Raw genomic sequence first — 17,272 nt, 5'->3', positions numbered from 1 at the left:
TTCGTTTCCTTTCAGGGACGCGCCAGGGTGGCGGCGATATCGGTGCGGTAGGCGCGCGCGGCGGGAATGGCGGCGGCCAGCAGTCCCACCGCCACGGCAATAACGGGCAGCCACGCTTCGCCGGGCGCGATGCGCCACGCTTGCAGATTCAGTTGCTGCATCGATTCCAGCAAGCCGACACCGGCATGGCCCAGCAGCCAGCCCAGCGCCGCGCCCGTCAATGACAGCAGCAAGCCTTGCGCCAGCAGCAAACGCAGCAGTTTGGCGGGCGAGGCGCCCAAGGTGCGCAGGATGGCCAGGTCCGTCTTGCGCTCTTCCAGCGCGCCATACAGTGCCACGAACAACGACAGTGCCGCCACCAGCAGCACGCCGGCGGCAATCGCCCGCAGCACGGCGATGCCCACGCCCAAGAGGCTGAACAGCCGGGCCGCCTCGAAAGCGGGCTGGGCCGCCTGCAAGCGCGGCTGGCCATTGACCCAGCGCGGCAGGCTGATGGCGGCCAGGGGCGACGCGTACTGCACCAGCACGGCCGTCAATTCGCGCTGGGGCGCAGTTGCCGCTGATTTGTCGGGGTCCGTTTCGTGCACTTGCCACACGGAAGCGACGGGCGTGATGATCAATCGGTCGAGCACCGTGCCCGTGGGCGCCAAAATGCCCGTCACCGTGTAGGGCGCGTGCTCGTGCACTTCGCCGCCGGCCGCCAGCCCGTGCGAGCCGGCAAAGCGGGCGCCGAGGGTGGCGCCTGTTTCACGGGCCGCCTGGGCGCCGAACACGGCTTGCATCGGTTGCGCGAACAACTTTCCTTGCGCCAGCTGCGCGCCGTAATGGTCGAGCAGCGCCGTGGTGCTGCCGACGATGCGCACACCGTGGAAATTGTCGCCCAGCGCGAGCGGGATCGCGGATTGCACCAGCGGCTGAGCGGCCAGCGCCGCCAGCGCGCTGTTGGGAATGTTACCGGTTGGAATATCGGCGTGATACACGGACGACAGGATCAGTTGCAAGGGCGAGCCTTTCGCGCCCACCACGAGGTCGATGCCTTGCGCGTCGCGTTCGGCGTGCTCTTCCAGCTGGCTGGATACGCCGAGAATGAACGTCATCATGGCGATGCCGATGGCCACCAGCAGCAGATTCAGGCTGGACGCCAGCGGCTTGTGGCGCAGGGCACGCCAGGCCAGGGTGGCCGCGTTCATGCCGCCACTCTGGAGCTGGAGCGGGGCAGGCGCTGCACGAGCGCATCGGGCATGGCGGCCAGCACCCTGGCGTCGTGGCTGGCAATCACCAGCGAGGCGCCAACTTGCTCAGCCTGGCTGGCCAGCAGGTGCACGACGGCGGTGCAGGCCGCGTCGTCGAGGTTGGCCGTCGGCTCGTCGGCCAGGATCAGCCGTGGGCGCATGACGATGGCGCGCGCGATGGCGGCCCGCTGGCGTTCGCCGCCGCTCAAGGCATATGGGTAGGTATCGAGCTTGTTGGCCAGGCCCAACTGGCCCAGCAGGCTGGCCGCGCGGGCCGGATCGGGCCGCTGCCCGCTGGCGTAGGCGGGCAGCAAGACATTGTCGAGCACGTTCAAGCTGGGCACCAGCGCCAGTTGCTGGGGCAGCAAGCCGATGGTGCGGCCGCGCCAGCTGTCGCGCTGGCGCGGCGTGAGGCCGGGCAGGGACTTGCCCGCCACGTCGAGGCGGCCCGCCTGGGGCGCCAGGATACCCGCCAGCAAATGCAACAAGGTCGATTTGCCGGAGCCGGACGGCCCCAGCAACAGTGCGTGCTGCCCGACGGGCAAGTGGAAGGCGTCGATATCGAGCACGGGGCTGGCATGGTCATAGCCATAGGTCAAAGAGGCGAGGTGGAGCATGGAATTCTTTCGGAAGTCAGGCCGGCAAAGATTGGCGCACAAATGCAACTGAGCTGCATTATAATTCAAACGCAATAGACTTGCATTTAAAATCCAAGGTCCATTGCCTCTTTAATTGCTCATCCGAAAGATACCCATGGCCCAGCGCAAACTCCCCGTCACCGTCCTGTCCGGCTTTCTCGGCGCCGGCAAGACCACCTTGCTCAACCACATACTGCGCAACCGCGAAGGCAAGCGCGTGGCTGTCATCGTCAATGACATGAGCGAAGTCAATATCGATGCCTCGCTCGTGAAAGACAGTGCCGAAGCGGCCGGCGCGGCCCTGTCGCGCACGGAAGAAAAACTCGTGGAAATGTCGAACGGCTGCATCTGCTGCACCCTGCGCGACGATCTGTTGCTGGAAGTGCGGCGCCTGGCCGCGGAAGACCGCTTCGATTATTTGCTGATCGAATCGACGGGCGTGGGCGAGCCGATGCCCGTCGCCGCCACCTTCGACTTCGAGGACGAGCACGGCGACAGCGTGAACGACGTGGCGCAGATCGACTGCATGGTCACCGTGGTCGACTGCGCCAACCTGCTCAACGATTTCCACAGCGAAGACAGCCTGGAGCAGCGGGGCGAGACGGCGGGCGAGGGCGACGACCGCCAGCTGGCCAACTTGCTGACGGAACAGATCGAATTTGCCAATGTCATCGTCCTCAACAAGGTCGACATGGTCAATGCGGCCGAGCGCCTGCGCGTGCTGGCCGTCATCAAGGCTTTGAATCCCGGCGCGCGCATCATCGAAACCAACCAGTCCGTCGTGCCGCTCGACGCCATCCTGGGTACGAATCTGTTCAACCTGGAGCAGGCGGCCAGCATGCCGGGCTGGGCGCAGGAATTGGCCGGCATCCACACGCCGGAAACGGACACCTATGGCATCAGCAGTTTTGTGTATCGCGCGAAAGAGCCGTTCCACGCGCAGCGCCTGCATGACTACATTGCCCAGCCGATCAAGGGCGTGGTGCGCAGCAAGGGATATTTCTGGCTGGCCAGCCGCCCCGAATGGGTAGCCAGCCTGTCCGGCGCGGGCAAGCTGATGAATATCGAACCCGTGGGCCTGTGGTGGGCGTCCGTGCCGAAGGAGCGCTGGCCAACGGATGCGGCCTCGCTGGCGGAAGTTAAAGCGGGCTGGAACGAGACATATGGCGACCGCTACCAGGAACTCGTCTTCATCGGCCAGGACATGGACCAGGCCGCGATCGAGGCGGACTTGAAGAAATGTCAACTCAACTACACGGAAACGCGCCAGGGCATGGCCGCCTGGCGCAAGCTGCCCGACCCGTTCCCGCAATGGCAGCGCATGGAAGAACTCGAAGATTAACCACCGACAGGAAAGCACTATGACAGAACTGATCCCCGTTACCATCATCACGGGTTTTCTCGGCAGCGGGAAAACCACCTTGCTCAAGCGCATATTGCAGGGCGATCACGGCGTGCGCATCGCCGTGATCGAAAACGAATTCGCCGCCGAAAGCATTGACCATGGCTTGCTGGTGCAAGATAGCGACGAGCAGATCGTGGAAATGAACAATGGCTGCATCTGCTGCAGCGTGCGCGGCGACTTGATCCGCATCCTCGGTGAACTGCAGGCTAGGCGCGCGGCAGGAACCATTGCCTTCGACCACGTGATCATCGAAACGACGGGCCTGGCCGCGCCCGGGCCCGTGGCGCAAACCTTCTTTGCGGAGCCCTCCGTCAGCGAGTACTACATGCTTGACGCCATCCTGACGGTGATCGATGCGCGACACGCGCAGCAGCAATTGACGGCGCACAAGGAAGCGCAGGAGCAGGTGGGCTTTGCCGACCGCATCCTGTTGTCGAAGACGGACCTGGTCAGCAAGGACGAGCTGGCCGCGCTGCGCCAGCGTCTGGTCGCCATCAATGGCCGTGCCGGCATACAGAAAGTGCGCTTCGGCAATGTGCCCTTGCGTGACATCCTGAATATTCGCGGTTTCAACTTGAACGCCATCGTCGAGCTGGAGCCGGATTTCCTGGGGGAACTGGGCCACCGCCATGGCGACGGCGTGCAATCGTTCGTCTACCACCAGTCCCAGCCCCTCGATTTGCTGCAGGTGGAAAATTTCCTCGATGCCGTGGTGCAGCTGTTCGGCACCCAGCTGATGCGCTACAAGGGCATTTTGTACATGGCCGACCTGGATTGCCGCGCCGTGTTCCAGGGCGTGCACATGCTGATGGGCTCGGAGCTGGGCGCGCCGTGGCGCGACGGCGAACCGCGCGCCAGCAAGATCATCTTTATCGGCCGCGACTTGCCGCAGGATATGCTGATACGCGGCCTGGACCGTTGCGTGACGGCCAGCGTAAGCGAGGTGGCGGCATGAGCGTGGAAGCGGGCTTGCCCGCCCTGGCGCTGATCTTCCTGCTCGGCATGCGGCATGGGCTGGAACCCGATCACCTGGCCGCCGTCGATGGATTGACCTTGCGCAGCCAGGCCGCAGCGCCGCGCTGGGCACCATGGATGGGCGCGCTGTTTGCGCTGGGCCATGGCGTCACCGTGCTGGCCATCGTCGCTGTCGCCGCCGTCGCGTCGCAGCAATTTACACCGTCGGAGGCAGTATTCGGCTGGCTGGAATGGCTGCCCATTGCCTTGCTATTGCTCATCGCCGGCATGAATGCGCGCAGCTTGCTGGCCGGCGCGCAACTGGCCGAGGTGCGCGGCCGGCTGCTGCCGCGGGCGCTGCGGGGCGCTTCGGGACCGCTCGCCGCCATCCTCGTCGGCATGCTGTTCGCGCTCGTCTTCGACACTGCCCTGCAGGCGGCCGCCTGGGGTTACGCGGCCGTCGCGCTGGGCGGCATGCAGCCGGCCTTGCTCACAGGCACGGTGTTCGCCGTGGGCATGGGCGTGACCGATACCTTCGATGGCTGGGTCACGGCGAAAGTCATGCGCACGGGCCAGGCAGACATCGTGCGCGCGTTCCGCCGCCGCCTGGGCTGGCCCATCGTCGCCATCTGCATGGCGATGGCTGGATACATGGCGGCCGGCAAGCTTGACTCCGAGTGGTCGCTGCCGGAAAGCTGGACGGCGGCCCTGGGCGCGGCCATGGTGCTGCTGATGGCCGCCCTGTACGGCTGGACTTTGCTGGGTTTGCGCCGCGTGCGTGCCTGAGCTGGAGGCGTGGGTATAATGGGAAAAAACTGCCGGATTCCACCATGCCCGCACACGAGATCGTCATCCGCCTGCTGACGCCAGCAGACACCCCCGCCTTTTGCGCGCTGCGCCTGCGCGCCATCCTCGATTCGCCCAGCTCGTTTTCTTCGTCGCGTGAAGACGAGCTGGCCCGCACGCCGCAAGAACATGCGCAGCGCATTGCCGGCGGCGCCTTTCAGCGCGGCTTTGGCGCCTTCGATGGCGAACGTCTCGTCGGTTTTGCCGGATTGCAGCGCGAAAGGATGCGCCAGTTGTCGCACAAGGCATTGTTATGGGGCGTGTTCGTCGATGTGACGCAGCGTGGCAAGGGCGTGGCGCGGCGCCTCGTGAACGCCTGCATCGAACAGGCCGAACACGACCCTGCCATCATGCAAGTGCACTTGAGCGTGAATGCGGAAAACAATGCCGCCTTGGGCCTGTATGAATCGCTGGGATTTATCGCGTATGGCACGGAGCCGCGCTCGATGCGCGTCGGTGAGCTGTTCCATGACGAGCACCACCTGGCCTTGCTGCTGAAGTGACGCCCGCTATTTGCAGCGCGGGCACAGGCCCTTGATCAGGTAATCGACTTCGCCGCCGCTGAAGCCTTCCGGCAAGAGCACGGGCGGCGGCAGCTTGACTTCATTGAAGCAGGTGACGTTCGCGCATTTCGTGCACTGGAAATGCGCGTGCTCGTGCGCCTGGTGGCCGGCGCCCGCGCTGAAGCGCCATACCTGGTCGGTGCCCGCGATGCGGTGCACGAGTTCATTTTCCGTCAGCCATTCCAGCACCCGGTACAGGGTGACGGAATCGATATCGCTGTCCTGCGACAGCGCCTGCTGGATTTCATGGTGGGTCAGCGAACGGCTTTGCGCCATTAAAAAGTCGAGCACCTTCACGCGCGTCTTGGTGACGCGGGCGTTGGTGTTGCGGATCAGCGATTCGGCTTGCGGTGTAGAAGATGATGTCAACATGATAGGCCTGCTTGCGGGGGATCGGCTGGCGGCGTCATCGCCGTGCCCGTTGCCACCCTCTGGGCCGTATCTTAGCATGCGTGCCGCACCGGATGGAACGGCGTCACGGTTTGAACGTCCAATAGCGGCCGGCTGCCGTGTCGACGGGGTCGAGAAAGCGCTGGTCGGCACGCGCATGGTTGCGTATCAAATAAAACATGTCGGACAGGGCGGAGCGCTTTTCCGCGAAATACGTGTGTTTCATGAAACTCGTGTCGACCCCGCTGGCGTCGATGGTTTCCACGCCGGCCACGATCAGCATGCCCGCGCCGCTGTCGCCCGCGCGCGCGTAGCCGTGCACGGCCTTCGAGGCGGCCAGGGCCAGGTCTTGCGACGAGGCATACAAGGTGACGGGGTTGCGCGCGCCGGCCAGTTTCGGCGCGATATCGTGCTTGAAGATGGCCGCGTCGATATCGGGTGCGGACAGGATGATTTCCGTGATCTTTTGCGCCAGCTGCGGCTGCGCGGCCAGCAAGTCGGCCACGGCCCGCGCCAGGCCTCGGCTGCCCATGCTGTGCCCCACCAGATAGACTTGCGCTGCTTCCGTGCTGGCGAGAAAGTCGGCCAGGAAGGCCGTCATGTGGGGCGTGCTCCATTCGATATTGTTTTCATCGATGGTGTAGCCGGCCACGCCGCCGCGCGACGGCCAGCTGTAGAACACGGGCGCGCCATCGAAACCGAGGTCGTAGGCCATCTGTCCCGTGCGCCGCGCCGCATCCTCGAAACTCACGTTATAGCCGTGCACGAAGAGAAAGGCGCTTTTATCGGCCGAGGCGCGGATCTGGGTTTTGAGGGCGGCAAAGAAGTTGTCGCGGTCCTGCACCTCGGCAGACAGCACCACCACGTGCTTGGCCGGGTCGTCGCGAAATTCCAGGCGCCACAGCGATGGCGATTCCAGCTGGCCCATGCGATGGTCGCGGGGGATGCTGATGTCGCAGCTGCCATAGCTGAGCGGGCCATTGCCTCCCAGGATGTTGCGTTCGCCGCTGAACCGTTGGGCCGGTGGCTTGCCCACGTCGCGCTGGCGGTCCGTGGCGAAATACACTTTCACCACCGCATAATTCGACACGACGGCGCTTTTATCGGCCGGGGCGGGCGCCGCTTCCACGTCGGGTGCCTGGGGCAAACGCCGCTGCACCGCATCGAGCAAGCCTTGCGCGGCAAACAGGGTTTCCATATCGTCCGGCACGTTGGCGCTGGACAGGGCGGCCGACAGGGCCAGTTGCAGCTGGGTATTGTCAGGCTCGGCTTCCAGTGCGGCGATGGCGGCCAGGATGGCGGCGGCGCTGTCGAACTTGGCGATGGCCTGCTTGAGCCGCTCATAGTGGCTGGCGACGGCTTCGGGCGCATGGCCGGGCGCGCCATGCCCGATGGCCGCCACGACGGCGGAAGTGATCAAGTCCATGCGCTACCTGCCTTTCAGGTCAATCTGGATTAAATATCAACCCATATTGCCATAAAAGCACGCGAAAAGCGACTTGTCCAGCACCGCGCGCAGGCGGTGCGCGGCAGATCAATGCTGCTTGTCGTCGCTGAACTGCTGCGCCAACGATTGCAGCGGCGCCACGGTCAGGCCGCCGCGGCTCACGTGCTCGGGGATGGCCACGCGCACGGGCTTGCTGTGCATGTTGGCGGACGACAGCACGTTCGTCGTCGTCTCCGGCGCCGCGTTCCACACGGGATCGACGATGCCTTCGAACACCTGTTTCAATTGTTCGCCCCAGGTGTCGCGGATCATGCGGAAATACTGGTTCTTTTCATCGATGGTGACGAAGCGCGTGACGGCAAGGCTGCCCGTCTCGTAGACGAGCAGGTCGAGCGGCAAGCCGACGGAAATGTTCGAACGCAAGGTCGAATCCATGGAGATCAGCGCGCACTTTGCCGCCTCGTCCAGGCGCGTGAACGGGTTGATCACCCGGTCGATGATGGGCTTGCCATATTTAGCTTCGCCGATCTGGAAATACGTGTTTTCATCGTGCGATTCGATGAAATTGCCGGCTGAATACACCTGGAACAGCCGGCAGCGCTCGGCGCCTATCTGCCCGCCTAATATGATGCTGACATTGAAATCGATGCCGCAGTCGGCCAGGGCCTTCGCTTCGCGCAGGTGCACGGTGCGCACGGCTTCGCCCACGATACGGGCCGCGTCATACATGCTGGCCACATTCCAGATGCTGCGCCCGTCCGCATCGACGTGTTCGGAAACGATCTGGCGGATCGCCTGCGAGATCGACAAATTGCCGGCCGTCATCAGGACCAGCATGCGGTCGCCCGGGTTTTCAAACACGCTCATCTTGCGGAAGGTGCCTACCTGGTCCACGCCGGCGTTGGTGCGGGAGTCGGACAGGAAGACCAGGCCTTCGTTCAGGCGCATGCCTATGCAATAAGTCATCGTCGTAAATCAAATCAAAAGGGGAAGCATTTTACACCAGCCGGGCCCGGCATACCGCTGGCAAGGCCCGGCCAGCCTCATTCCTGCCTGTTTACACGGGCACGATCTGCACATCGACTCTTAAGGTTTCCGTGCCACCACCCTGGCGCACGCCGCGCACGGGGGCCGCCGAATCGTAATCGCGCCCGATGGCCAGGCGGCAATACGCATCCGTCATCAGCCGCGCATGCGTGACGTCAATGCTGACCCAGCCCGCGAAATCCGTGTCTTCGGCCCACGCGTCGACCCAGGCATGGCTGGCCGCATGGCCCGTCGTGCCCGGATCGATATAGCCGGACACATAGCGGGCCGGGATTCCCCAGGCGTGGCAGCAGGCAAGGAACAGGTGGGCGTGATCCTGGCACACGCCGCGTCCCAGGGCCAGCGCGTCGCCGGCCGTGGTGGTGACCATGGTGGCGCCGCTTTCATACGCGACCTTGCCGACGATGTGCTCGGCCAGGCGCAGCAGATGGCCCGTGCCCGCCGTCACGCTCCGGTCCGGCAGGCTGGCGGCCGCCAGGTCGAGAATGGCGGGATCGGCCTGCGTCAGCGGCGTCGGCATGGTAAACAGCAACGGCGACAAGGTGTCGATCAGGTTCAGCCGTCCCTTGTGCGGGTAGATGGTTTCCACCACGCCATGCGCCACCAGGCTCAGGGAGTGATGGCTACCGTTAATCGTCAGCATGTGCGACAAGTTGCCGTAGGCATCCGTGTAGGCGTGGCACTGGCCCGGCGTCGTGATTTGCCAGGACAGGGCGCGCTGCTGCGGCTCGATACGCGGCGTCAGGTGCAGCTGCTGGATGGTGTAGGCCAGCGGCGCACTGTAGGCGTAATGGGTTTCGTGGCGGATGGTGAGCTGCATCAGGCCGCCAAGGGAACGAGGAAGTCGCGGCTGACCCGGTTGCCCAAGTCATAGATGTTTTCCAGAAACTCCGTCAAAGTCAGGTGCAAGCCCGCCTTCATGATGTCGTCGATATGTCCGAATTTTAGTTCCGCGTGCAATTTGCCGGCAAACCGCTCCGTATCGGCCGACACATCGTTGCGGATGTGCTTGAGGTTTTCCACCACGTCATCCATGCAGGCCAGGAGCGACCTGGGCATGTCGCCGCGCAGCATCAGCAATTCCGCCACCCGTGCCGGGGTGATCACGTCGCGGTAAACCTTGCGGTAGATCTCGAAGCCGGAGACGGAGCGCAGCAGGGCCGCCCAGTAGTAAAAATCGCGCTGGGTGATGTCTTTCGACGTGTCCCGCGCGCCGTGGAATTTCACGTCCAGGATGCGCGCCGTGTTGTCGGCCCGCTCGAGGAAGGTGCCCAGGCGAATGAAATGGATGGCCTCATCCTTGAGCATGGTGCCCAGGGTCACGCCGCGCGACAGGTGCGAGCGGTACTTGACCCATTCGAAGAACTGGCTGGGGTCCGTTTCCAGCAGATTGCTTTTCAATCGCTTCTGCATGTCGAGCCAGGTGGCGTTCTGGATTTCCCACACTTCCGTCGTCAAGGTACCGCGCACGGCACGGGCGTTTTCGCGCGCCCCCGTCAGGCAGGCAAGGATGGACGATGGGTTGTTCGGGTCGCGCACCATGAAGTCGAGCACGTCGCGTGTATGAAAACGGCCATATTTATGATCGTACGCGCTTTGCAGCTCGGAAATCCCCAGCGTGGCGCGCCAGCCTTGCTCCGCGTCCTGTTCGGACTGGGGCAGCATCGAGGTCTGCATGTTGACGTCGAGCATGCGGGCCGTGTTTTCCGCCCGCTCCGTGTAGCGGGCCATCCAGAACAAATGATCGGCGGTGCGGCTCAGCATGTTTTCTCTCCTGCAAAAGCGGATGTGGCTTCCAGTACCCAGGTATCCTTGGTGCCGCCCCCTTGCGAGGAGTTGACCACCAGCGAACCTTCGCCGAGTGCCACGCGGGTCAGGCCGCCGGGCACCATGGAAATCGTCTTGCCGGACAGCACGAACGGACGCAAATCGATATGGCGCGGCGCGATGCCGGCCTCGACATACGTGGGGCAGGCGGACAGTGCCAGTGTCGGCTGGGCGATGTAGCCGCCCGGATTGGCCAGCAGGCGCTGGCGGAAGTCCTCGATCTGCGCGGCGCTCGAGGCCGGCCCCACCAGCATGCCGTAGCCGCCCGCGCCATGCACTTCCTTGACGACGAGTTTCGCCAGGTTCGCCAGCACGTAGGACAAGTCGGCGCTCTTGCGGCACTGGTACGTGGGCACGTTGTTCAATATCGGCTCCTGCGACAGATAAAACTTGATCATGTCGGGAACAAAAGGATAGATCGACTTGTCGTCGGCCACGCCCGTGCCGATGGCGTTGGCCAGGGTCACCCGGCCGGCGCGGTAGACGGACAGCAGGCCCGGCACGCCCAGCGACGAGTCGGAGCGGAAGGCCAGCGGATCGAGGAAATCGTCGTCCACGCGGCGGTAGATCACGTCGACTCTCTTGGGGCCGCGCGTCGTGCGCATGTACACCGAGTTGTCGTTGACGAACAAATCCTTGCCTTCCACCAGTTCCACGCCCATCTGCTGGGCCAGGAACGCATGTTCGAAGTAGGCGGAGTTGTACATGCCGGGCGTCATGACGACGACCGTGGGGTCATCGACGCCCATCGGCGCGACGGAACGCAGGTTGTCGAGCAGCATGTCCGGGTAATGGTCGACGGGGGCGATGCGGTTGCGGGCGAACAGTTCCGGGAACAGCCGCATCATCATCTTGCGGTCTTCGAGCATGTAGGACACGCCGGAGGGCACGCGCAGATTATCTTCCAGCACATAGAATTCGCCTTGGCCCGCGCGCACGATGTCGACGCCGGCGATGTGGGCGTAAATATCGGAGGCGACGGAAATACCCTGCATTTCCGGGCGGTACTGGGCATTCTTGTAGATTTGCTCGGCGGGAATGATGCCCGCCTTGATGATGTTTTGCTCGTGATAAATATCATGGATAAACATGTTCAAGGCTTGCACCCTCTGCACCAGGCCCGTCTGCATCTGCGCCCATTCGGCGGCGGGGATGATGCGGGGGATGGTGTCGAACGGAATCAGGCGCTCCGTGCCGGCATCGTCGCCGTAGACGGCGAACGTGATGCCGACCCGGCGGAACGTCAGGTCGGCTTCGGCCCGCTTGCGGGCGATGGTCTCGGGGGATTGCTGCTCCAGCCAGTTGCTGAATTCACGATAGTGTTCACGTACCTTGCTGTCCGTACCCACTTCATTTGCAGTCATTTCATTGAAAAAATTTGCCATGTTGTGATTTCCCTTGAGCCGTGTCTGACTATAGCTCAGCAGAAATCGTGCCAGTGCCGCATACCCGAAAGTATGTAAAAAATGACCATTTTTGTGGCGTAAAACCGTCATCCGCACCGTATTGGTGCATTACTGCGCGGAAAATGCCGGTGTTGGGGCAGGTGGCGGCGAGCTCAAGCGTCCGGCGTGACGTAGGGCCGGCAGTCGATGGGCAGGTCGATGGTAAACGTGGTGCCCGTTTCCGGCGCACTGTCGACTAGCGCGCTGCCGCCATGGCTTTCCGCCACGTTTTGCACGAAGGGCAGGCCGATGCCCCAGCCGAGCGCGCTGCCCTGGTGTTCGCGGCGCAGGTATTCGAAGATGCGCTCGGTCTGGTCCGGGGCGATAGCGCTGCCCGTGTTGTGCACGGTGAGTATCATGCGTTCGCGCAGGGTGTTGATGTGGATATGGATGGGGCCGTCGTCGCCGTACTTGAGGGCGTTGCCCACGAGGTTTTCCAGGGCGCGGCGCAGCGAATTTTCGCACCACCAGCCGGTGACGGACGCGCCCGTCACCAGGCACTTGCCCGGATGGCCAGTATTGACGCTGTCGCCCACCTGCTGCGCCAGCGGCAGGATATCGAAGCGATGCAAGACCAGCGGCAGCTTTTGCCCCCGGTGGTAGCTGAGCGTATCAAGCAATTCCTGGATCATCTCGTCGAGGCGCTTGCCGTGTTCGATGATTTTCGACGCCAGGGCCGGCACGTCGAGCTGCTGCGGGCACCGTTGCAGCAGCTGGGCGCTGTTGAGCATGACGGAGAGGGGATTGCGCATGTCGTGCGACAGCCCGGCGGCGATGCGCCGCTGGAAGCTTTCATGCATGGCGGTAAATTCCAGGATGGCTTCGCGTATGCCCGTATCGATCGAGGCATTGATCACCTGCCAGTCGCGGCGCCGCAGCGGCACGCCCGCTTCGAGGGCCGCATCGGCGAAACAGTCGCGGAAGATCTGGTATTCCTGGATCACCTGTTCCGGGCCATAGCTGGTCATGCGCGCCCGTTCGTTGCCGTGCACGGCCGGGGCATTGGTATTGCTGGTGGCATTGTCGCGCGGATAGCCTGGCGTCAGCGCTTCGGCCAGGTTGTCGAAGAAGGCGGGCAAGGTATTGATCAAGATGGGTGTCAGCAAGGCATCGGCACCGCGCACCTTGGCGCGCACCTCGTGTTCCCATTGCGTCAGCACGGCATCGCGCATGCTGAAGATGCGCCGCGTACGCGCGGGCATGTCCAGCACGTGCATTTTCTGGTCAGAGGCATAGGTCATCGCAGCTCTCCATCGACAGCTCGGCATCCACGCGGTGCAACGGCGGGAGCTAAAGTATCCTCCAAATCGGCGTGCAGGTGGTGTTCAATTCGGCGCGTCGGCGCCGGTCATGACGGCGCTCAAATGACCGAGGGTTGTATCCCATTGCTCCAGCGAAAAGTTCTGCGGATCGTCATGGCCATTCGCATAGCCCGTATCGAGCACGGCGTGGAAGGCGGGGATCAGCCACGTGCCCTTGCGCACGCTGGCGGCGATGTACAGCAGGGCCAGGCGCTCGTATTGCGCAGGCGTAAAACCGGGATCGGGCGCCAGCCCGTCGTTGCCTTTGCCGCCGCCGGGCACGGAGTTGCGCGGCTGCACCAATTCCACGTGCAGGAACAGGCCCGTCAGCGACGGCTTGTCTTTTTCCAGCTTGCTCGCGTAGCTGGCCGTGCCGAAGTCGCGCACGGCCAGGGAGCCGCCCAGGCGGTTCACGTACACATGGCCTTTCGGACCGCCGCCCAGCGCGGGGTTACGTAAATTGAAATCGTTGAAATCCCAGCTGGCGTCGTTGATGTGGCCGGGAATGGGCTCCAGCAGGAAATTCGGGTAGCTGGTGTCGTGGATGACGAAATAGCGGGCCATGGGCGCGGCCAGCCGGCCCACGGCGCGCGACAGCGGTGCATCGACGGCGCCGCCCACGTCCGCTTCGCTGATCGATTGCTGCGCCAGCCAGGCGCGCAGCCGGGTCGGGGCGATGCCCGTGCGCTGGCCGATGCGGGCGGCAAGAAACTCGGGCAGCGGCGCGCTCTCGCCCAGGCGCGCATACAACTTGACGGGGCGCAGCAAGCACGTGGCTTGCGCCCGCGCATCGCCCTTGAAGCCGCTTTTCCAGGCGGCATACGGGCAGGCCGCTTGCTTCTGCGCGGCGGCCGGCAGGGACAGGCAGAGCAAGAGCAGCAGGGCAGGGTATCGTTTCATGGGGGCATTGTCGCCGAAGCGCCGCTTGCGGCACAGGCGCGCACGCGAAAAAAAAGCTGCCCCGGGAAGGGACAGCTTGGTCGCAGGCTGATGCAGGCTCAGTTAGAACGCCACGCTGCCCGAGACGACGAAGGTGCGGGGCGCGGCCAGCACCAGGCTGCCGGCGTCGAACGAGGAGACGGCCGAGGCCCAGTAGCTGCGGTCGGCCACGTTGTCGATGCGCGCGCGCAAGGTTACGTCATGGCCGGCCAGCTGCGTCAGGTAGCGCGCGCCGATGTCGACGCGGGTCCACGATGGCAGTTGCTTGCTGTTGGCCAGGTCCGCATACTGCGTCGACGTGTAGACGGTACGGGCGTTCAGGCTCAAGCCGGGCGCGCCGGGCACGTCCCATTCGCCGCCCACGCTGAGCTGTGTCTTTGGCGCGCCGATGGCATTGTTGCCATTGTTGGCCGGCTTGTCCGTCTTGCGCTGTTCCGTATCGAGCCAGGTCAGGCCGCCCAGCAGGCGTACGCCCGCCATCGGCGTGCCGAAGATGGACAGTTCCAGGCCCTGGTTGCGCTGTTCGCCCGACAGGGTGGCACGTGAACCGACCACGGCAGGCAAAGGCTTGGCCGTGGAAAACAGGGCGGCGCTCATGCCCAGCCTGCCGCCGTCATACTTGACGCCGATTTCCTTCTGCTTCGACTTGTAGGGCGAGAACACTTCACCCTTGTTGCTCAGTGGCACGTCATTCTTGCCATCAAAATAGGTGCCGCTGGCAACGGGACCCTTGACCAGCGCCTCGATGTAGTTGGCGTACAGCGACACGTTCTTGCTGGCCTTGTAAACGATGCCGGCCACGGGCGTCGTGGCGCTCTTGTCATAGCTGGAATATTGTACGGCCGTACCGTAGGCATACGCGGCGTCGCGGATCTGCTGGCGGCGCAGGCCCACGGTCAGCAGCAGCCGGTCGTCGAGGAAGGCCATGGTGTCGGCCACGGCGTAGCTGCTGAGGATGGTTTTTTGCGTCAGGCGCGGCTCGCTCATCACGCCGCCCGAGTTCGCGGCCAGGGTGGGCGGCATGGCCACCTCCAGCGGACGGTAGATATTCGTCGGCAAGCCCGCGTAGTCGCTGATCGCATACGCATTCTTCGCTTCGTTCCAGTGCCCGGACCAGCTGGCCACCAGGGTGTGCTGGACGGCGCCCGTCGTGAGCTTGCCGCGGACGCCCAGTTCGCCCGTGCGGATTTCCTGCTTGCGCGCATTGTCGAAGCGGTACACGCTGGCATCGCCATTGAGCGAGGTCAACGTCGGTTGGGCCAGGCTGTTCGATTCCTTCGTCGAGCGGCTGCCGAACGCGGCCCAGGCCACGACATCCTTGGCCAGATCCACTTCGGCGCGCGCCGTGCCGAACACATCGTGCTCCTTCGAATAGCTCCACGGCTGGGCAAAGTTCTTCGACGCATCGGGTGCGCCCGGCAAGGCCGTCAGGCTGCCCGTGTTGACGGAAGGACGCGGCGCCGTCAGATCGAAATTCTGGTAGCCGGCATCGGCCGACAGGCGGTAGCCGCGGCCGCGGTAGTCGAGGCCGACTGAAAACATGCCCACGTCGTGGTCTTCGCGCTTGATGCTGGTCTCGCCCTGGCGCTTGGCGGCGTTGACGCGCACGCCAAATTCCTGGTTCGCGCCAAAGCGGCGCGCCACGTCGATGGCCGCGTAAGCGTGGCCGCCCGATTCCACGCCCACCGTCAATTCCGTCAGCGGCGTGTTGCCGGCGCGCTTGGGCATCAGGTTGATGGTGCCGCCGATGCCGCTGCCGCCCGGCGCCGCGCCGTTGAGGAAGGCGCTGGCGCCACGGAACACTTCCACGCGCTCGAGCAATTCCGGCGATACATATTGACGCGGCAACACGCCATACAGGCCGTTGTAGGCCACGTCGTCCGAATCGAGGGCGAAACCGCGGATCACATACACTTCCTGGAAATTGCCATAGCCGCGCGACATGCGCACGGCCGCATCGCTCTGCAGCAAGTCGCCCACGCTGCGCGCCTGTTGGTCGGCAATGAACTGCTGGGTATAACTGGTGCTGCCAAATGGCGAATCCATCATGTCCACGGACCCGAGGATGCCCTTGCGCCCGCCACGCGCCACCTGGCCGCCCGCATACGCCTTCGACAAGCCTTCCGCCGACGCATCGGCCGAAGCGTTGACGACAACGGTCGGCATGGTTTGCGCGTCGCCAGCCGGCGTGGTCTGGGCATGGGCGGCGGCGCTGGCCAGCAGGAAGGCGGCCAGGGCGAACGGGGTAGGGACGAGGTGGAAGGAGCGCATGGTGTTGTCTGGATATTAATGAGAATGATTATCATTATATTCCAGCGTGGCACACAGCGTGGAAAAGTGTGACAAAGCGATCAAAAAATCGCCATTTGTACAACACCGGGCAAGCCAGGCACTGGAATCTGGCGAAAAAAGGCGCATCAGACGATACCTTGTGGATTTATTAATGCCTATGGTCAAGTTTCGCTAGAATGGGCCATCGCGCCCGGCGCCCACAGGAATCCGCATGCCATTGCTCCGCCATCTACCGTCCGCTTCCATGCGCCTGCGCATACGACGGGGCTTGAGCCTGAAGGGCGCGGCCGTCGCGCTGATCCTGGCCATGCATGCGCTGGGCCTGTATTTCCTGCTGCTGCCGGCGCGGCAACTGAAGCAATACACGGAAGTGGCCTTCATGACCTTGCTGCCGCCCCGGCCAGCGCCGCAGGCGCCGCCGCTGGCTTTACCGCTGCCGATGCCGGCTCCCATGCCGCGCGCGCGGGCTACAGCGCCGTCCGCAATTGCCGCGCCGCCCGCCGTGGCCGCAGAAATTATCACCGTTCCCGCCGAGGAGTTTCCTGCCGCACCCGCCACGGTACCGTCCGCCGGAGACTTGCGCACGCGCGCCCGGCTGGCCGCAGGCGCCGCCGACAAGGCCCTGCGCGGCGAAACCAGGCAAGACAAGCCGTGGCTGGCCACGGCCGAACTCAAGAGCGAAAGCACTTTCCAGAAGCTGGTCGCCTCAGCCTGGCGCGGCGGCCCCGTCATCCGCGTGGAGGAATACCTGACGGCCGACGGCCGTCCCGCCACGCGCGTCGTCAGCGCCGGCGGCGCCACGTGCTTCGGGCTCGATGCGAACCCGGGCGCGGGCGCCGACCCGTTCAAGACGGGTGGCAAGGTGAAAAGAGTGCCTTGCCCGGGTTGAGTCGGATGGAAGGCTGTGCAGGTCAGATTAGCTGTAGGTCAGATTAGCGCAGCGTAT

16 protein-coding genes are annotated in these 17,272 nt (G+C 64.1%); 5 read left to right on the top strand and 11 right to left on the bottom strand.

Annotated elements, in window-relative coordinates; genetic code table 11:
- Positions 1-11: 11 nt before the first annotated feature.
- Together V3C40_RS04410 and V3C40_RS04405 are read right to left on the bottom strand one after the other, a co-directional pair.
- Positions 12-1,190: an FtsX-like permease family protein gene (locus V3C40_RS04410; protein ID WP_331776651.1), complete on the bottom strand. Its 1,179-nt coding sequence runs from the start codon at positions 1,188-1,190 to the stop codon at positions 12-14.
- A complete protein-coding gene (locus V3C40_RS04405; protein WP_331776650.1) occupies positions 1,187-1,849 on the bottom strand; it encodes an ABC transporter ATP-binding protein in 663 nt (220 codons plus the stop codon). Before V3C40_RS04405 ends, V3C40_RS04410 begins: the two co-directional genes overlap by 4 nt.
- 136 nt (positions 1,850-1,985) lie before the next feature.
- Between V3C40_RS04405 and zigA the strand changes: the two genes are divergently transcribed.
- The 4 genes from zigA to V3C40_RS04385 are packed head-to-tail and all read left to right on the top strand — an operon-like array spanning position 1,986 to position 5,578.
- A complete protein-coding gene (gene zigA, locus V3C40_RS04400; RefSeq protein ID WP_331776649.1) occupies positions 1,986-3,212 on the top strand; it encodes a zinc metallochaperone GTPase ZigA in 1,227 nt (408 codons plus the stop codon).
- A gap of 19 nt (positions 3,213-3,231) precedes the next feature.
- Positions 3,232-4,230, top strand: coding sequence for a CobW family GTP-binding protein (locus V3C40_RS04395; RefSeq protein ID WP_331776648.1), 999 nt, complete (start codon positions 3,232-3,234; stop codon positions 4,228-4,230).
- Entirely contained in the window at positions 4,227-5,015 is a 789-nt protein-coding gene (locus V3C40_RS04390) for a HoxN/HupN/NixA family nickel/cobalt transporter (RefSeq protein ID WP_331776647.1), read from the top strand. Before V3C40_RS04395 ends, V3C40_RS04390 begins: the two co-directional genes overlap by 4 nt.
- Before the next feature lie 44 nt (positions 5,016-5,059).
- Positions 5,060-5,578, top strand: a complete 519-nt coding sequence (locus tag V3C40_RS04385) for a GNAT family N-acetyltransferase (protein WP_331776646.1) — start codon at positions 5,060-5,062, stop codon at positions 5,576-5,578.
- A gap of 6 nt (positions 5,579-5,584) precedes the next feature.
- Here V3C40_RS04385 and V3C40_RS04380 read toward each other — a convergent pair whose 3' ends face one another.
- The 9 genes from V3C40_RS04380 to V3C40_RS04340 all read right to left on the bottom strand — a co-directional run bounded on the left by V3C40_RS04380 (position 5,585) and on the right by V3C40_RS04340 (position 16,305).
- Entirely contained in the window at positions 5,585-6,010 is a 426-nt protein-coding gene (locus V3C40_RS04380) for a Fur family transcriptional regulator (protein WP_034748338.1), read from the bottom strand.
- A 103-nt stretch (positions 6,011-6,113) separates the two neighbouring features.
- On the bottom strand, positions 6,114-7,454 hold the full coding sequence (locus V3C40_RS04375) for an alpha/beta hydrolase (protein WP_331776645.1): 1,341 nt from the start codon (positions 7,452-7,454) through the stop codon (positions 6,114-6,116).
- Between the two features lie 108 nt (positions 7,455-7,562).
- Positions 7,563-8,441, bottom strand: a complete 879-nt coding sequence (locus V3C40_RS04370) for a peptidase (RefSeq protein ID WP_128141527.1) — start codon at positions 8,439-8,441, stop codon at positions 7,563-7,565.
- Positions 8,442-8,532: 91 nt separating this feature from the next.
- The gene (locus tag V3C40_RS04365) at positions 8,533-9,342 is read right to left on the bottom strand and encodes a transglutaminase family protein (protein WP_034748328.1); all 810 of its coding nucleotides are present in this window, start codon (positions 9,340-9,342) and stop codon (positions 8,533-8,535) included.
- The gene (locus tag V3C40_RS04360) at positions 9,342-10,286 is read right to left on the bottom strand and encodes an alpha-E domain-containing protein (RefSeq protein WP_034748325.1); all 945 of its coding nucleotides are present in this window, start codon (positions 10,284-10,286) and stop codon (positions 9,342-9,344) included. Before V3C40_RS04360 ends, V3C40_RS04365 begins: the two co-directional genes overlap by 1 nt.
- Entirely contained in the window at positions 10,280-11,734 is a 1,455-nt protein-coding gene (locus tag V3C40_RS04355) for a circularly permuted type 2 ATP-grasp protein (protein WP_331776644.1), read from the bottom strand. The genes V3C40_RS04360 and V3C40_RS04355 overlap by 7 nt, the downstream gene beginning before the upstream one ends.
- A 173-nt stretch (positions 11,735-11,907) precedes the next feature.
- A complete protein-coding gene (locus V3C40_RS04350; protein WP_331776643.1) occupies positions 11,908-13,035 on the bottom strand; it encodes a sensor histidine kinase in 1,128 nt (375 codons plus the stop codon).
- A gap of 84 nt (positions 13,036-13,119) precedes the next feature.
- Entirely contained in the window at positions 13,120-13,995 is an 876-nt protein-coding gene (locus tag V3C40_RS04345) for a hypothetical protein (RefSeq protein WP_152546399.1), read from the bottom strand.
- Between the two features lie 102 nt (positions 13,996-14,097).
- Positions 14,098-16,305, bottom strand: a complete 2,208-nt coding sequence (locus tag V3C40_RS04340; RefSeq protein ID WP_331776642.1) for a TonB-dependent receptor — start codon at positions 16,303-16,305, stop codon at positions 14,098-14,100.
- 232 nt (positions 16,306-16,537) lie between these two features.
- On the opposite strand from V3C40_RS04340, the gene V3C40_RS04335 reads away from it, so the two are divergent.
- Positions 16,538-17,215, top strand: coding sequence for a hypothetical protein (locus tag V3C40_RS04335; protein ID WP_331776641.1), 678 nt, complete (start codon positions 16,538-16,540; stop codon positions 17,213-17,215).
- Positions 17,216-17,272 lie beyond the last annotated feature (57 nt).

It is taken from the genome of Janthinobacterium sp. LS2A, assembly GCF_036543145.1.
GTDB classification, from domain to species: domain Bacteria; phylum Pseudomonadota; class Gammaproteobacteria; order Burkholderiales; family Burkholderiaceae_D; genus Janthinobacterium; species Janthinobacterium aestuarii.
This window is presented reverse-complemented; position numbering and strand designations above follow the sequence as displayed.

Excerpts from the sequence above, each read along its gene's own strand:
- V3C40_RS04410 (WP_331776651.1), bottom strand. The coding sequence starts at position 1,190 with ATGAACGCGGCCACCCTGGCCTGGCGTGCCCTGCGCCACAAGCCGCTG.
- V3C40_RS04405 (WP_331776650.1), bottom strand. The coding sequence starts at position 1,849 with ATGCTCCACCTCGCCTCTTTGACCTATGGCTATGACCATGCCAGCCCC.
- zigA (WP_331776649.1), top strand. The coding sequence starts at position 1,986 with ATGGCCCAGCGCAAACTCCCCGTCACCGTCCTGTCCGGCTTTCTCGGC.
- V3C40_RS04395 (WP_331776648.1), top strand. The coding sequence starts at position 3,232 with ATGACAGAACTGATCCCCGTTACCATCATCACGGGTTTTCTCGGCAGC.
- V3C40_RS04390 (WP_331776647.1), top strand. The coding sequence starts at position 4,227 with ATGAGCGTGGAAGCGGGCTTGCCCGCCCTGGCGCTGATCTTCCTGCTC.
- V3C40_RS04385 (WP_331776646.1), top strand. The coding sequence starts at position 5,060 with ATGCCCGCACACGAGATCGTCATCCGCCTGCTGACGCCAGCAGACACC.
- V3C40_RS04380 (WP_034748338.1), bottom strand. The coding sequence starts at position 6,010 with ATGTTGACATCATCTTCTACACCGCAAGCCGAATCGCTGATCCGCAAC.
- V3C40_RS04375 (WP_331776645.1), bottom strand. The coding sequence starts at position 7,454 with ATGGACTTGATCACTTCCGCCGTCGTGGCGGCCATCGGGCATGGCGCG.
- V3C40_RS04370 (WP_128141527.1), bottom strand. The coding sequence starts at position 8,441 with ATGACTTATTGCATAGGCATGCGCCTGAACGAAGGCCTGGTCTTCCTG.
- V3C40_RS04365 (WP_034748328.1), bottom strand. The coding sequence starts at position 9,342 with ATGCAGCTCACCATCCGCCACGAAACCCATTACGCCTACAGTGCGCCG.
- V3C40_RS04360 (WP_034748325.1), bottom strand. The coding sequence starts at position 10,286 with ATGCTGAGCCGCACCGCCGATCATTTGTTCTGGATGGCCCGCTACACG.
- V3C40_RS04355 (WP_331776644.1), bottom strand. The coding sequence starts at position 11,734 with ATGGCAAATTTTTTCAATGAAATGACTGCAAATGAAGTGGGTACGGAC.
- V3C40_RS04350 (WP_331776643.1), bottom strand. The coding sequence starts at position 13,035 with ATGACCTATGCCTCTGACCAGAAAATGCACGTGCTGGACATGCCCGCG.
- V3C40_RS04345 (WP_152546399.1), bottom strand. The coding sequence starts at position 13,995 with ATGAAACGATACCCTGCCCTGCTGCTCTTGCTCTGCCTGTCCCTGCCG.
- V3C40_RS04340 (WP_331776642.1), bottom strand. The coding sequence starts at position 16,305 with ATGCGCTCCTTCCACCTCGTCCCTACCCCGTTCGCCCTGGCCGCCTTC.
- V3C40_RS04335 (WP_331776641.1), top strand. The coding sequence starts at position 16,538 with ATGCCATTGCTCCGCCATCTACCGTCCGCTTCCATGCGCCTGCGCATA.